This window comes from Asticcacaulis sp. P2_B1 (genome assembly GCF_056404915.1).
This window is the reverse complement of the sequence record NZ_JBFUDD010000001.1, coordinates 367870-380601: the sequence shown is the minus strand read 5'-3', so window position 1 is coordinate 380601 and position 12732 is coordinate 367870. Positions and strand designations below refer to the sequence as shown.

Below are 12732 nucleotides of genomic sequence, written 5' to 3'. Positions count from 1 at the left end.
TATTTGAACATCGTTCAAATATAAAGTCAAGCCAGAGTAAACCTGTGAACCGCACCCACACCCGACTCTTAGCGTGAACAGGCGTCTGAGAGCGTCATTTCGGTCCTAGGGGCTTGCCCCTAGTTAGGCGGCGTTGGTGGCGGCGGCTTGGCCGGGGGCCAGGGTGACCTTGTTGCGGCCGTTATTCTTCGACAGGTACAGGGCCTTGTCGGCGCGGTCGAGCAGGTCGAAGGCGTCTTCGCCATATTCGCGCTGGGCGATGCCGGCGGAGATGGTGACGGTGCCGAGGTCTTCGTTGGTCGAGCGGCGCTTGAGGACGCGCGAAGCGATTTCTACCCGGGCTTCGTTGAGCAGGCGCTCGACATTGAAGCAGGTTTCGCCAGGGAAGAGCAGGCCGAATTCTTCACCGCCGTAGCGGGCGGCCAGGCGCGGTGGACGGCCGATACGGGCCAGGACCGAGGCGACATAGCGCAGGACCTGATCGCCGGTCTGATGGCCCCAGGTGTCGTTGAAGCGCTTGAAGTGGTCGATATCGATGACGGCCAGGGTCAAGGGCTTCGAGACGTCGTCGCTTTCGCAATGACTGTCGAGGGCTTCGTCGAAGGATTTGCGATTGGCCAGGTTGGTCAGGGCGTCGGTCATGGCTTCCATGCGCACCTGGTCGAGGTGCTTGCGCAGGCGGCTGACTTCGCGTGAGGATTCGGACAGGCGGTTTTCCAGCAGGCCATGCTGGTTGAGGACCGTATTGGTGGCCTCGGTAAGGCTTTCGATCAGGCCGGAGAGGGCGGCCGCGTCGACGGCGCTCATGGTCTTCTTGGCGCCTTCCAGGGTCTCACCATAGGTCTTCTGCGCCTTTTGGGCGTCGACAATGACTTCGGTGATGGAGGCCAGCTCGCGCGTCAGCTTGAGGCCGGCATCGCGGACTTCGTCATTGAGCTTAAGACGGGCGATGAACTTGCCGGCCAGGCTTTCGGAAACGTCTTCGGTAATGGTTTCGCCGGCCGTGATGAGGCGGAAGATTTCCTGGGCAAGAGCACAGTCGGGATCGCCGGCGACATAGAGCCAGAGCTCGTAGTTCAGGGGGGTCGGCCACACACCATGTTCCTGCATCAGACGCAGAGCCTCGCCCGCGAGGGCATAGGCGCTTGGGCTTCTGACGCTGATCTCTATGTCATTGTTCATTATGCGTTTCTCTGGCGGTCCCCTGTCACTGATTCTGCGTGACAGAGAGACCTTAATCGAATTTCTCTGACAGGCGGTTAACGCGCTTTAAAAAATCGCAACGTTATGCCGATTGTTATCAGACAGCTTTCGGAGGGTTTCGCATCGATACGCAAGGTGTTATTTTACAAGGGATTCAGGCGTCTGCTACGCCTTGACCTCGGTCGGCCGCATCATGAAGGCGGGCACATGCTCACCGAACGGGGTGTCCTCGACGGGCTTTGTCGTCGATGTCTCGTGAGATTTCGTTGACGATTTGGCCTTGCGGTCATCATTGCGCGGCCGGCGCTCGCGCCGGGGCGATTCGGCCGCCGCGGCAGGCTGGGTCACGGCCTCGGCGACAGGTTCAGCCACCGGGCGCGGAGCGGGAACCGGCTTCTCGATCGGCTCCTGGCTCGCTTTTTCCGTCGCAACGGTGCGCGGCTTGTGATCGCGTTCCGGACGGCCCCGGGTTTTACCGGAATCGCGACGTCCGGAATCACGGCTGGAACCGCGGGGTGTGCGCGGCGCATCGGCCAAGGCGGCATAGTCGACGTCGAGTTCGAGCGTTGCCGGCTCTTTCTTGATCAGCTTGACGACCTTGTCGTAATTTTTCTCATCGCCCGGCGACAACAGGAGATAGGTTTCGCCCGTCCGGCCGGCGCGGCCGGTGCGGCCGATACGGTGGACATAGTCATCGGCATGGATCGGGGCGTCGAAATTGAAGACGTGACCGACGGCCGGAATGTCGAGACCGCGGGCGGCGACGTCGGACGCCACCAGCAGGGTCAGATCGCCCTTGCGGAAGGATTCCAGCGTCTTCATGCGCAGGGATTGATCGAGATCGCCATGAATAGGCGCTGCGTTGAAGCCGTGGGTAACCAGGGATTTGGCGACGATATCGACATCGGTCTTGCGATTGCAGAAGACGATACCGTTCTTGATGTCGAGGGTCTTGAGCAGGGCGCGCAGCGCGATACGTTTGGCGCGCGGGTCCTTGTGCGGCACGCGCAGGACGAATTGCGCAATGTTTTCGCCTGTCGTCGCCGGACGCGACACTTCGATGCGCACCGGGTTCTTCAGGAAGGCTTCGGTCAGACGGGTGATTTCCGGCGGCATGGTGGCCGAAAAGAACAGGGTCTGGCGCGTCGGTGGGGTCAGCTTGAAGATACGCTCGATATCGGGAATGAAGCCCATGTCCAACATGCGGTCGGCCTCGTCGACGACCATCATGGTGACGCCGTTCAGCATCACCTTGGATCGCTCGAACAGGTCGAGCAGGCGGCCCGGCGTGGCGATCAGCACGTCGACGCCCTTGTCGAGCTTGGCGACCTGGTCGGCCATGGAGACGCCGCCGATCAGCAGGGCCCAGTTGAGCTTGTGGTACTTGGCGTATTTTTCGAAGGCTTCCGACACCTGGTCGGCCAGTTCGCGCGTCGGCTCCAGCACGATGGCGCGCGGCATGCGGGCGCGTGAGCGGCCGGCGGCCAGTTTCTCGATCATGGGCAGGGTGAAGGCGGCGGTCTTGCCGGTGCCGGTCTGGGCGATGCCCAGGACGTCGAGCCCGACCATGGCGACCGGTATGGCCTGTTCCTGAATGGGGGTAGGGGTGTCGTAACCGGTGTCCGCAATCGCACGCAGCAATTGTTCGCTTAAACCGAGATCCGTAAATTTCGTCATGGCACTCTTTGATTCAAATACTATCACGGACCGGGCAAGCCTTCTTGCGGGGAGGTGATATGGAGGGCGCCAATCTCAGCGCCAAGGATGGGCGGCCGCCGTCTGTCGAGCGGGCGCGGCCCAGCCGTACACAGACAAGCACGAGTCGGATTTCGGCTCGCGCGTGTCTGATAACAGAATTTCCAGTAATTAACAGGTTTTTATTGCAAGTGCTCTGTCGAGCGGCTGTTAAACATCAAGATCGTCGGCCACGAACTCGGCGTGATCCTGAATATAGCGGAAACGCAGCTCCGGTTTACGCCCCATCAGGGTCTCGACCAGAGCTTCGACATCTTCCTCATCGTGCGGCAAGGTCACCCGCGCCAGGGTCCGTGTCTTCGGATCCATGGTGGTTTCCTTCAACTGCGCCGGCATCATTTCGCCCAGGCCTTTGAAGCGGCCGATTTCCGGTTTCTTGCCTTTGAAATCGCGGGCCAGGATTTCGGCGCGATGCGCCTCGTCCTTGGCATAGACGGTTTTGCCGCCGTGGCTAATGCGGTACAGGGGCGGCAAGGCCAGGAACAGGTTGCCGTTGCGAATCATGGCCGGCATGGTGCGGTAGAAAAAGGTGATCAAGAGACTTGCAATGTGGGCGCCGTCGACATCGGCATCGGTCATGATGATGATCCGCTCATAACGCAGATCGGCGTCCTTGAAACGGGCGCCGGGCTGAACGCCCAGGGCTAGACCGAGGTCGGACAGCTCCGTATTGGCGCGCGCCTTGTCGCCGGTGGCCGAGGCGACGTTGAGGATCTTGCCGCGCAACGGCAAAATGGCCTGGGTGTTGCGGTTGCGGCCCTGCTTGGCGGAGCCGCCGGCGGAATCGCCTTCGACGATAAACAGTTCGGTGCCGATGGCATCCTGGCGCGAACAGTCGGCCAGCTTGCCGGGCAGGCGCAGTTTGCGCGTGGCCGAAGCGCGCTGGACTTCCTTGTCCTTGCGGCGCTTCAGGCGGTCCTCGGCCTTTTCGATGATGAACTGCAGGATCTGCGCCGCCTGTTTGGGCGCTGCCGTCAGCCAATGGTCGAACGGGTCGGCCAGAGCCTTTTCGACCAGGCGCGCGGCGTCGGTCGACGACAGGCGGTCCTTGGTCTGGCCCTGGAATTCGGGATTGCGGATGAAGACCGAGATGACGATGCCGGCATAGGCGGCGACGTCTTCGGCGGTGATCAAGCCACCGCGCTTGTCGCCGGTCATTTCGGCATAGGTCTTCAGCGACCGCGTCAGGGCGGCGCGCAGGCCGGCTTCGTGGGTGCCGCCATCGGGCGTCGGGATGGTGTTGCAATAGCTTTGGCAAAAGCCGTCATGCTCGCCGAAGCCGGCATTGGACCATACGACGGCCCATTCGACGGCGCCGGCTTCGCCCTTACGCTCGACGCGGCCGGAAAAGATGTCCGACAGGGTTTCGGTGTCCTTGACGCGCTCGGCCAGGTAATCGGCCAGGCCATTGGGGAAGTAGAACTTGTCTTCCGCCGGCGTAGAATCGTGGATCAGGGACGGTGCGCATTTCCAGTAGATCTGGACGCCGCGGAACAGATAGGCCTTGGCCTTGGCCATGCGATAGAGGCGCGCGGGCTTGAAATGCGCGCCTTCGCCGAAGATTTCGGGATCGGGCAGGAAGCGCTCCAGCGTGCCCTTCTTTTTCGACGGCCCGACCTGCTCGACATCGGTCAGTTTCAGGCCCTTCGAGAAGCTCTGGCGCCATTCGAAGCCGTCGCGCCACACGGTGACATCCAGCCGTTCCGACAAGGCGTTGACGACGGAGATACCGACGCCGTGCAGGCCGCCTGAGGTTTCGTAGGCCTTGCCGGAGAACTTGCCACCGGAATGCAGGACGCACATGACGACTTCCAGAGCCGACTTGCCGGGATATTTCGGGTGCGGGCCGACGGGAATGCCGCGGCCATCGTCGCGCACCGACAAATAACCGTCCGCATCGAGCTCGACCCAGATCGCCTTGGCGTGGCCGGCCACGGCTTCGTCCATGGCGTTATCGAGCGCCTCGGCGAACAGGTGGTGCATCGCCTTTTCGTCAGTGCCGCCGATATACATGCCGGGTCGCTTGCGTACGGGCTCCAGGCCTTCCAGCACTTCGATGCTGGAGGCGTCGTAACCCGAATCAGCGGGCGGCAAAGGCGGTGTCTTGTCGGGCGTTTTCACGGGTACTGGGATAATTTCGGCTTGGGGTTTCCCGGACAAGGCCTGAGGAACGACGGGAGTTTCGTTCGCCGCAGCTTGGGTCTGGGCAGGCGTTGTTTGCGGCTTTTCGGGCTCGTCACCCATAAAGAACGAGGGTTGCGATGTGTTCGAGGTCATAGGTTTAGCATGTGGTGATTCGCGGCGGGAAAATAAAGCGAAACTTTGCCCGCATCATCCCCCGGGGAATAAAAAAAGGCCGCAAGTCCCGTGAAGGACTTGCGGCCAGATGTTTCCTTTACCTTGGTCAGGCTTAGAAACCAGCCTTCAGAGTGGCCAGAAGATAGTTGTGTTGTTCGCCGTCATAGCCCTTGGAGGCGTCGGTGGCGCGGACATCGAGCGACAGGGTGTCGTTGATGGCATAGGTGACGCCGATATTGGCGTTGGTGTAGTTGGCGCCTTCCAGTTCCCAGTTGCCGATGGCGCCCGAGATCGAGAACTTGTCGGTCAGCGGATAGGAGGCGTTGATTTCGTAATAGGGGTCTTCCAGTTCCTTGGTCGGCAGGTAGAAGGAAGCACCGATCGTGCCGGCACCCATCGGGTGGCTGACGCCGGCCTTCAGTTCACCGACGTTGAAGTCGGATTCCTTGGATTGGCCGGGATAGGTGTAGGCGATGGCGCCGAAATCGAAGCTGTAATTGCCCCAGGTCGGCGTCAGGCCGAGATAGAGGTCCAGTTCGGTGCTGGCGGCGTCGTCACCGGTCGAGTCCTTGCCGAAGTCGACGTTGGACGCCCAGGCGCCGGCATAGAAGATGCCCTTCTTGTAGTCGATACCGCCTTGCAGGGCAGCGTCACCGTCGGTTTGCGAAATGCCGCGCCAGACATAGTCGGACGTGACGGCAATGTTGTAGCTGACGCTGCCGGCTTCGTCTTGAGCCATGGCGGCGCCGCCGGCGAAGAGTGCGCTGATGGCGACAGYGGCGACAAGAAGCGACTTTTTCATGTGAATATCCCAGTTCGTTGGTTAGCGCCGGAAAACAAAAAACCGGCTTTTGAATCGTTTGGAGGTGTGTCGGTAAAACCTAGGTTAATGTAGCAAGTTTTGCGGTGTAGCAAAGACCCCATTTGTCACTTAGCCACGCTTTGATGTAAAATTGCCACGGCTGTTACAGCCTTGTTGCAGAAGGATTATTTCACTTTTGACGATCTGCCGCCGGACTTTTCGTCGCGACTTCCGCACCATCGTGTTGTCACAAACCTGGGATAAATAATTCAAAAATTCAATTAAATCAGACAAATGCGAGCGCGCCATTATCGCACTTGCGAAAGAAACCGGGGCCGCTTCGTTTCCAAAGCGGCCCCGCAACAGACTAGAAAGTGGCCTTCAGGGTGACGGCCAAACGCGGCTTCGACGCCTTGATCCATTCCGGAATATTTGTGTCGGAAGCGCGGACGTCGAGCGAAACGATGGGCGAGAAGGCATAGGTCAGACCCAGGTTCTCGGTCGTGTAGCGCAGGCTGCCCAGACGTTGCTCGCCGACGGCGCCGGAAACGCTCAGCTTGCCGGTCAGCGGGTACGAGCCGTTCACTTCGTAGTAGTCCGTGTCGCCGAAATCGATGTTGTGATAGAGGGCGGCGCCAAGGCTACCCTTGTAGAACGGGTGGCTGACGGCGGCCTTCAGTTCCGTCGTGTTCAACGCGCTATCGTTATATTGGTAGGTGATGGCGCCGAGATCGAAGGAGAAATCGCCGGCTGTCGGTTTGATGCCGGCATAGACGTCGAGCTCGTAATCGGCGAAGGCGACGTTGGATGCCCAAGTGCCGGCATAGAACATGCCCTTGCTGAAATCGATGCCGCCTTGCAGGGCCGCGTCGCCGTCGGTTTGGGTGATGCCGCGGAAGACATAGTCGCTGGTGGCGTCGACATTGTAGGATATCGTGCCACCCAGCAGGTCATGGGCGGAAGCGGAACCGGCGAAGCCAATGACGGCGGCCGCGGCGGCTGTAAGCAGGAATTTTTTCATTATCGTGTCCTCAGAAAGGGTGTGTGCCATCCCGTCCGAAGCGTTTCCCCTGCGCCGTTTTTTGTCGGTGTTTATTGCAGTGCAAGAAGATTTGCATAATTATGACAAGGCTCCAAGGGGTGTGCTGAGATTACCCCGATGTGTGTCATAATTGCAATTTTTCTGAAACGGCGCTCCCAACCCCGGAACGCTGAGCCTTAGTAAGACAACAAAAAACGGAGCGCTTCGTGAGAAGCGCTCCGTCTCATTTGTGCAACAGTTACGGGTAGCTTAGTGATCCATGACTTCGTCGTGCTGCGAGGCGTCGAGACCGGCTTCTTCATCGGCTTCGGAGACGCGCAGACCGGTCGTGAACTTGCAGATGATCAGGATGATCAAAGTGCCGATCGCGGACCAGGCGATAGTCAGGGCCAAGCCTTGCAGCTGGGTGATGACATTGTGGTTGGCGCCCAGCGAGTTAATCGCCGGATCGGCCAGCCAGCCCGTCAGGACAGCGCCCAGGAAACCGCCGGCGCCGTGGATGCCGAAGGCGTCCAGGGAGTCGTCGTAGCCGAGCAGCTTCTTGATCCAGGTGGCCGAGATGTAGCACACCGGGCCGGCGAGAACGCCGCAGATCATGGCGCCCATCGGATTGACGAAGCCGCAAGCCGGGGTGATGACAACGAGACCGGCTACCATACCCGACAAGATACCGACCAGCGAAGGCTTGCCGCGGAAGATCCACTCAACGATCTTCCAGGAAACGCCCGCCATACAGGTGCAGAGGATGGTGTTCAGCAAGGCCGCCGAAGCGATACCGTCGCCCGACCATTCCGAACCGGCGTTGAAGCCAATCCAGCCGACGAACAGCAGCGAGGCGCCGATCATGATGAAGATGACGTTGTTCGGCGCCATTTGTTCGGTGCCGTAGCCTTTGCGGCGGCCGAGGAACAGGGCGGCGACCAGACCGGCAACACCCGAGTTACAGTGAACGACAGCGCCGCCGGCGAAGTCGAGGACACCCCATTGCGACATGATGCCGCCGCCCCACACCATGTGGCAGATCGGGGCATAGACGAGGATGCTCCACAGGACCATGAACAACAGGAGGCCCGAGAACTTGACGCGTTCGGCGAAGGCGCCGGTGATCAGCGCGGGTGTAATGACGGCGAAGGTCAGCTGGTACGAAATCCAGGTCATTTCCGGGACGCTCGGCGTGGCCGAGTAGGCCGTGCCCGAATTGGTCTTCAACAGCGCGAAATTGCTGAAGCCGCCGAAGAACTTGTTCAGCGTATCGGCATCGAACGGCAGGCCGGCGATCGGCGCATCGACCTTGCCGAACGCCATCGAATAGGCGATCAGCCACCAGACGATGGAGACGACGCAGGTCACGGCGACCGACTGGGTGACCGTGGCGACCAGGTTCTTGCGACGGACCATACCGCCGTAGAACAGGGCCAGGCCCGGCAGGGTCATCATCAGCACCATGGCGGTACAGAAGATGAGGTAGGTGGTGTTCGACGTATCAAGCGCCAGGGGCACTTGGGACGCCAGCAGCGGCGCCGCTTCCGCAGGGGCCGCTTCGGCGGGCGCTGCCGCCGATGATTCGTCGGCGGACGCGACTGTAGCTTCGGCCGAGGCCGGGGCCGCATCCTGCGCCAGGGCAAGGCCGGCGACGGGGGCCGCCAGCATGAGGGTCATGGCCGCGGCCAGTCCTCGTGAAAATTTAATCCAGGTTTTCAAGGTATCCCCCTTGGGTTGAGCGGATATTGCACCTGCTCACAGTGCCGTGACTTCAAATCTTCGCAAAGGGGATTGTGCGGTTAACGGGGCGTCAAGAGATAGCGCGCGCCCGTTTGCGTCATTTATGTGTCGAAATGCGGGGAATGAGGGCGGAATTAACCCGATTGGCCATGGTTGCGCAAGAAACCACATTGGTTGCATATGCAACTATAATATATACTACAATTCAGCGGTTACCGTACGGCCGGGCATTCCAAACAGACCGGCCTCCACGGCTGATCGTCGCGAGCGATAAATGAGGGCCTCATCCGCCTGTGAAGTGGGGAGGGGCTGTTGCGTTGTCAACCCAACCCATCGGCACAAAAAAGGCCGCCCGTCGCCGGGCGGCCTTATTACATCACGTCAGCTTATTCAGCTTAGCACTTGTAATACATCTCGAATTCGATCGGGTGCGGACGCAGATCGAGGTTCATGACTTCTTCCATCTTCAGTTCGATATAGGAGTCGATGAAGTCGTCGTCCATGACGCCGCCCTTCTTGAGGAAGGCGCGATCCTTGTCGAGATTCTCGAGGGCTTCACGCAACGAACCGCACACTTCCGGGATATTCTTTTGTTCCTGGGGCGGCAGATCGTACAGGTTCTTGTCGGCAGGGGCGCCCGGATCGATACGGTTTTCGATACCGTCAAGACCGGCCATCAGCAGAGCCGTGAAGGTCAGATAGGGGTTGCCCATCGGATCCGGGAAGCGAGCTTCCAGGCGCTTGCCCTTCGGCGACGACACCCACGGAATACGGATCGAGGCGGAGCGGTTGCGGGCCGAATAGGCCAGCTTGACCGGGGCTTCGTAACCGGGAACCAGGCGCTTATAGCTGTTGGTCGTCGAGTTCGAGAAGGCGTTGATGGCCTTGGCGTGCTTGATGATGCCGCCGATGTACCACAGGCACAGGTCGGACAGACCGGCATACTTGTCGCCGGCGAAGAGCGGCTTGCCGGCCTTCCAGATCGACTGGTGGACGTGCATGCCCGAACCGTTGTCRCCGTACATCGGCTTGGCCATGAAGGTCGCGGTCTTGCCATAGGCATGGGCGACGTTCTGGACGACGTACTTGTAGAGCTGGAGGCGGTCGGCCATGGTCAGCATGTCCGAGAACTTCAGGCCCAGTTCGTGTTGGGCCGGCGCCACTTCGTGGTGGTGCTTTTCCGGTTCCATGCCCAGTTCGCCCATGACGGCCAGCATTTCACCGCGCAGGTCCTGCGCCGAATCGATCGGGTTGACGGGGAAGTAGCCGCCCTTGGGTCCCGGACGATGGCCCATATTGCCTTCCGGATAGACCTTGCCGGAATTGTGCGGCAGTTCCGACGCGTCGTAGGCATAGCCGGTATTGTCCGGCTGGATCGACCAACGGACGTCGTCGAAGATGAAGAATTCGGCTTCGGGGCCGAAATAGACGGTGTCGCCAACGCCGGACGATTGCACGAAGGACAGGGCCTTCTTGGCGATCGAGCGCGGGTCGCGGTTATAGGGCTCGTTGGTGTCGGGGTTCACGACATCGCAGAACAGGAACAGCGTGGTTTGTTGATAGAAGGGGTCGATATAGGCCGTCTTCAGGTCCGGACGCAGCTTCATGTCGGATTCGTTGATGGCCTTCCAGCCGGCGATCGACGAACCGTCGAACATCGTGCCGTCGTCCAGGAAGTCTTCGTCGACCAGGTCGATGTCGAAGGTCACGTGTTGCAATTTGCCGCGCACGTCGGAGAAGCGAACGTCGACATATTTGACGTCCTTTTCCTTGATGAGCTTTAAGATGTCAGCTGAAGTCATATTTTGACGCCCCATTGAGCCGTAGGTAAGTGAGTAGGGAAGAAGGGTTGGGAAGCGCCCGCGGGTTAAACCGCCTGCGGTCCTGACTCTCCGGTTCGGATGCGAACGACGTCCAGGACGTCGCTCACGAAGATCTTGCCGTCGCCGATCTTGCCGGTCCGCGCCGCCGTCTGGATAGCTTCCAGGGCGGTCGCAGCCAGATCGTCGGCCACAACCAGTTCGATCTTGATCTTCGGAAGAAAATCAACAACGTATTCGGCACCCCGATAAAGCTCGGAGTGGCCCTTCTGGCGGCCATATCCCTTGGCCTCCAGCACGGTCATGCCTTGCACCCCGATTTCCTGAAGGGCTTCCTTCACTTCGTCGAGCTTAAAGGGTTTGATGACAGCTTCTATCTTTTTCATGAGCAATCCATAAAACAGCAGACCGTTCAGTTCGTTAACTTGTTTGCATTGCGCAAGAATGCAAGCCGTTTTGCATTGCACCTGCTCACATGGCTGAAAGATTTGTTTACGAGACGTGAACGTTGAGAGTCCTGCGTTTAGACCCGCAGGGTGCGAAATTCAAAAGGAAAATAACCTGTAACCCAGATTCGCGGTGCATAAAGGGAAAATTAACGCGACTCGGCAGGCTGGGTTCGCTTTGGGGGCGTTATCCGGTCTCAATTGCAATCAATATTGCCATGGACGATTCGGAAATCAAGCGAAAATGTGGCGAACTTGCTGCGCTGCGGCATACATACCCCGCTTGACAGCCGGATAATATGTAATAATGTAATTACATGTTTACAGATGACGACATGGATTCGGTCTTTCACGCTCTGGCCCACGTACACCGGCGGCGCATGCTCGATCTGGTCAACGCCCGGCCGGGCGTCACGGTCGGCCAACTGGCTCAGGACTTCGACGTCAGCCGCATTGCCGTGATGAATCATCTCGACGTGCTGGAGCGGGCAGGGCTCATCCTCAGCCAGAAGGATGGCCGCAGCCGCCGGCTTTACCTCAATACGGTGCCGATCCAGTTCATCCACGACCGCTGGAATTCGCAATACAGCGCCCATTGGGCCCGCCGCCTCACCGACATCAAATACGCCGCTGAATACGCCGCCGATTTGGCAGCCACCACGAAGAGGGACACATGACCGACGACACCAATCCTTATGGGCAACGCCAGATGTGGAAGGTCACCATCAACGCCCCGATCGAGACGGTGTGGAACACCATCGTCAAGACCGACACCGTCCTGCCGTTCGTCTTCGGCGCCGTGTGCCAGACCGGGGATGGCCTCAAACCCGGCAAACCGATGCGCATGGTGTCGAAAAACGGCAAGTTCGCCATCGCGGTAGGAGAGGTCCTCGAATTCGATCCGCCCTATCGCTATTCCCACACGATTTCCTTCACCCAGGTCGAGGGCGAACAGCCGGCCCGCACCACCTATGAACTGAAAGAGGTGCCCGAAGGCACCGAGCTCACCCTGATCTCGGACGCCATCCCCGGCACCAAGATGGGCAAGATGGTCGCCAGCGGCCCCTTCATCGTCGAAAACCTCAAGGCCTGCGTCGAGACCGGCAAGCCGGCCTTCAGCGGCGCCATGGTCATGGCTCTCGGCCCCCTGGTCAGCCTGATGACGCCGCGCATCAGCCGCATCGAAAATTGGCCACTTGCATCCAGCAAGTAATTTAAAAGGAGGAAACGCCAACATGACCGCCACCGATCCCACCGAATCCAAATGGCTTCCCCGTATCGGCTACGGCCTGAGCGCCTTGGTCGTGCTCTTCCTGATCATGGACATCACCATGAAGCTCCTGGCCCTGCCGATCGTCCTTGAGACCTCGCAGCAGCTCGGCTGGCCGCCGTCCGCCGCCATGGCGCGCACCCTCGGCGTCATCCTGCTGATTTGCACAATCCTCTACGTCTTCCCGCGCACCTCGGTGCTCGGCGCAGTCCTTCTGACCGGCTATCTCGGCGGTGCCGTCGCCACACACCTCCGCGTCGGCAGCCCGCTGTTTTCGCACGACCTGTTCGGCGTCTATCTCGGCCTGTTCGTCTGGGGCGGCCTCTATCTGCGCGACGCCCGCCTGCGCGCCCTGTTCCCCTGGCGCAGTTAAG

At 59.9% G+C, this 12732-nt stretch carries 11 protein-coding genes; 3 read left to right on the top strand and 8 right to left on the bottom strand.

The genetic code is table 11. The features are described from left to right. Positions 1-123: 123 nt before the first annotated feature. The 8 genes from AC1DX3_RS01775 to AC1DX3_RS01740 form a co-directional block, all read right to left on the bottom strand. Positions 124-1182, bottom strand: coding sequence for a GGDEF domain-containing protein (locus AC1DX3_RS01775; protein ID WP_476987507.1), 1059 nt, complete (start codon positions 1180-1182; stop codon positions 124-126). A gap of 186 nt (positions 1183-1368) precedes the next feature. Beyond that, complete coding sequence (locus tag AC1DX3_RS01770; protein WP_476987506.1) at positions 1369-2880, bottom strand: DEAD/DEAH box helicase; 1512 nt, start codon at positions 2878-2880, stop codon at positions 1369-1371. Between the two features lie 228 nt (positions 2881-3108). Next, positions 3109-5235 (bottom strand): DNA topoisomerase IV subunit B, encoded by a 2127-nt coding sequence (gene parE, locus AC1DX3_RS01765; protein WP_476987505.1) that lies wholly within the window; start codon positions 5233-5235, stop codon positions 3109-3111. A 133-nt stretch (positions 5236-5368) separates the two neighbouring features. Beyond that, positions 5369-6058 carry a TorF family putative porin gene (locus tag AC1DX3_RS01760; RefSeq protein ID WP_476987504.1) on the bottom strand — a complete coding sequence of 230 codons (690 nt, stop codon included), beginning with the start codon at positions 6056-6058 and terminating at the stop codon, positions 5369-5371. Between the two features lie 367 nt (positions 6059-6425). Continuing rightward, on the bottom strand, positions 6426-7079 hold the full coding sequence (locus tag AC1DX3_RS01755; RefSeq protein ID WP_476987503.1) for a TorF family putative porin: 654 nt from the start codon (positions 7077-7079) through the stop codon (positions 6426-6428). A gap of 270 nt (positions 7080-7349) precedes the next feature. Further along, the gene (locus AC1DX3_RS01750) at positions 7350-8750 is read right to left on the bottom strand and encodes an ammonium transporter (protein WP_476988022.1); all 1401 of its coding nucleotides are present in this window, start codon (positions 8748-8750) and stop codon (positions 7350-7352) included. A gap of 467 nt (positions 8751-9217) precedes the next feature. Beyond that, complete coding sequence (glnA, locus tag AC1DX3_RS01745) at positions 9218-10624, bottom strand: type I glutamate--ammonia ligase (RefSeq protein ID WP_476987502.1); 1407 nt, start codon at positions 10622-10624, stop codon at positions 9218-9220. A gap of 65 nt (positions 10625-10689) precedes the next feature. Then, entirely contained in the window at positions 10690-11028 is a 339-nt protein-coding gene (locus tag AC1DX3_RS01740; protein WP_476987501.1) for a P-II family nitrogen regulator, read from the bottom strand. 377 nt (positions 11029-11405) lie between these two features. Between AC1DX3_RS01740 and AC1DX3_RS01735 the strand changes: the two genes are divergently transcribed. The 3 genes from AC1DX3_RS01735 to AC1DX3_RS01725 are packed head-to-tail and all read left to right on the top strand — an operon-like array spanning position 11406 to position 12731. Then, a complete protein-coding gene (locus AC1DX3_RS01735; RefSeq protein WP_476987500.1) occupies positions 11406-11765 on the top strand; it encodes an ArsR/SmtB family transcription factor in 360 nt (119 codons plus the stop codon). Then, entirely contained in the window at positions 11762-12301 is a 540-nt protein-coding gene (locus tag AC1DX3_RS01730; RefSeq protein WP_476987499.1) for an SRPBCC domain-containing protein, read from the top strand. Before AC1DX3_RS01735 ends, AC1DX3_RS01730 begins: the two co-directional genes overlap by 4 nt. 22 nt (positions 12302-12323) lie before the next feature. Beyond that, on the top strand, positions 12324-12731 hold the full coding sequence (locus tag AC1DX3_RS01725; protein WP_476987498.1) for a DoxX family protein: 408 nt from the start codon (positions 12324-12326) through the stop codon (positions 12729-12731). Position 12732: the final 1 nt, after the last annotated feature.

Excerpts from the sequence above, each read along its gene's own strand:
- AC1DX3_RS01775 (WP_476987507.1), bottom strand. The coding sequence starts at position 1,182 with ATGAACAATGACATAGAGATCAGCGTCAGAAGCCCAAGCGCCTATGCC.
- AC1DX3_RS01770 (WP_476987506.1), bottom strand. The coding sequence starts at position 2,880 with ATGACGAAATTTACGGATCTCGGTTTAAGCGAACAATTGCTGCGTGCG.
- AC1DX3_RS01740 (WP_476987501.1), bottom strand. The coding sequence starts at position 11,028 with ATGAAAAAGATAGAAGCTGTCATCAAACCCTTTAAGCTCGACGAAGTG.
- AC1DX3_RS01725 (WP_476987498.1), top strand. The coding sequence starts at position 12,324 with ATGACCGCCACCGATCCCACCGAATCCAAATGGCTTCCCCGTATCGGC.
- AC1DX3_RS01755 (WP_476987503.1), bottom strand. The coding sequence starts at position 7,079 with ATGAAAAAATTCCTGCTTACAGCCGCCGCGGCCGCCGTCATTGGCTTC.
- AC1DX3_RS01735 (WP_476987500.1), top strand. The coding sequence starts at position 11,406 with ATGTTTACAGATGACGACATGGATTCGGTCTTTCACGCTCTGGCCCAC.
- AC1DX3_RS01750 (WP_476988022.1), bottom strand. The coding sequence starts at position 8,750 with ATGCTGGCGGCCCCCGTCGCCGGCCTTGCCCTGGCGCAGGATGCGGCC.
- parE (WP_476987505.1), bottom strand. The coding sequence starts at position 5,235 with ATGACCTCGAACACATCGCAACCCTCGTTCTTTATGGGTGACGAGCCC.
- AC1DX3_RS01730 (WP_476987499.1), top strand. The coding sequence starts at position 11,762 with ATGACCGACGACACCAATCCTTATGGGCAACGCCAGATGTGGAAGGTC.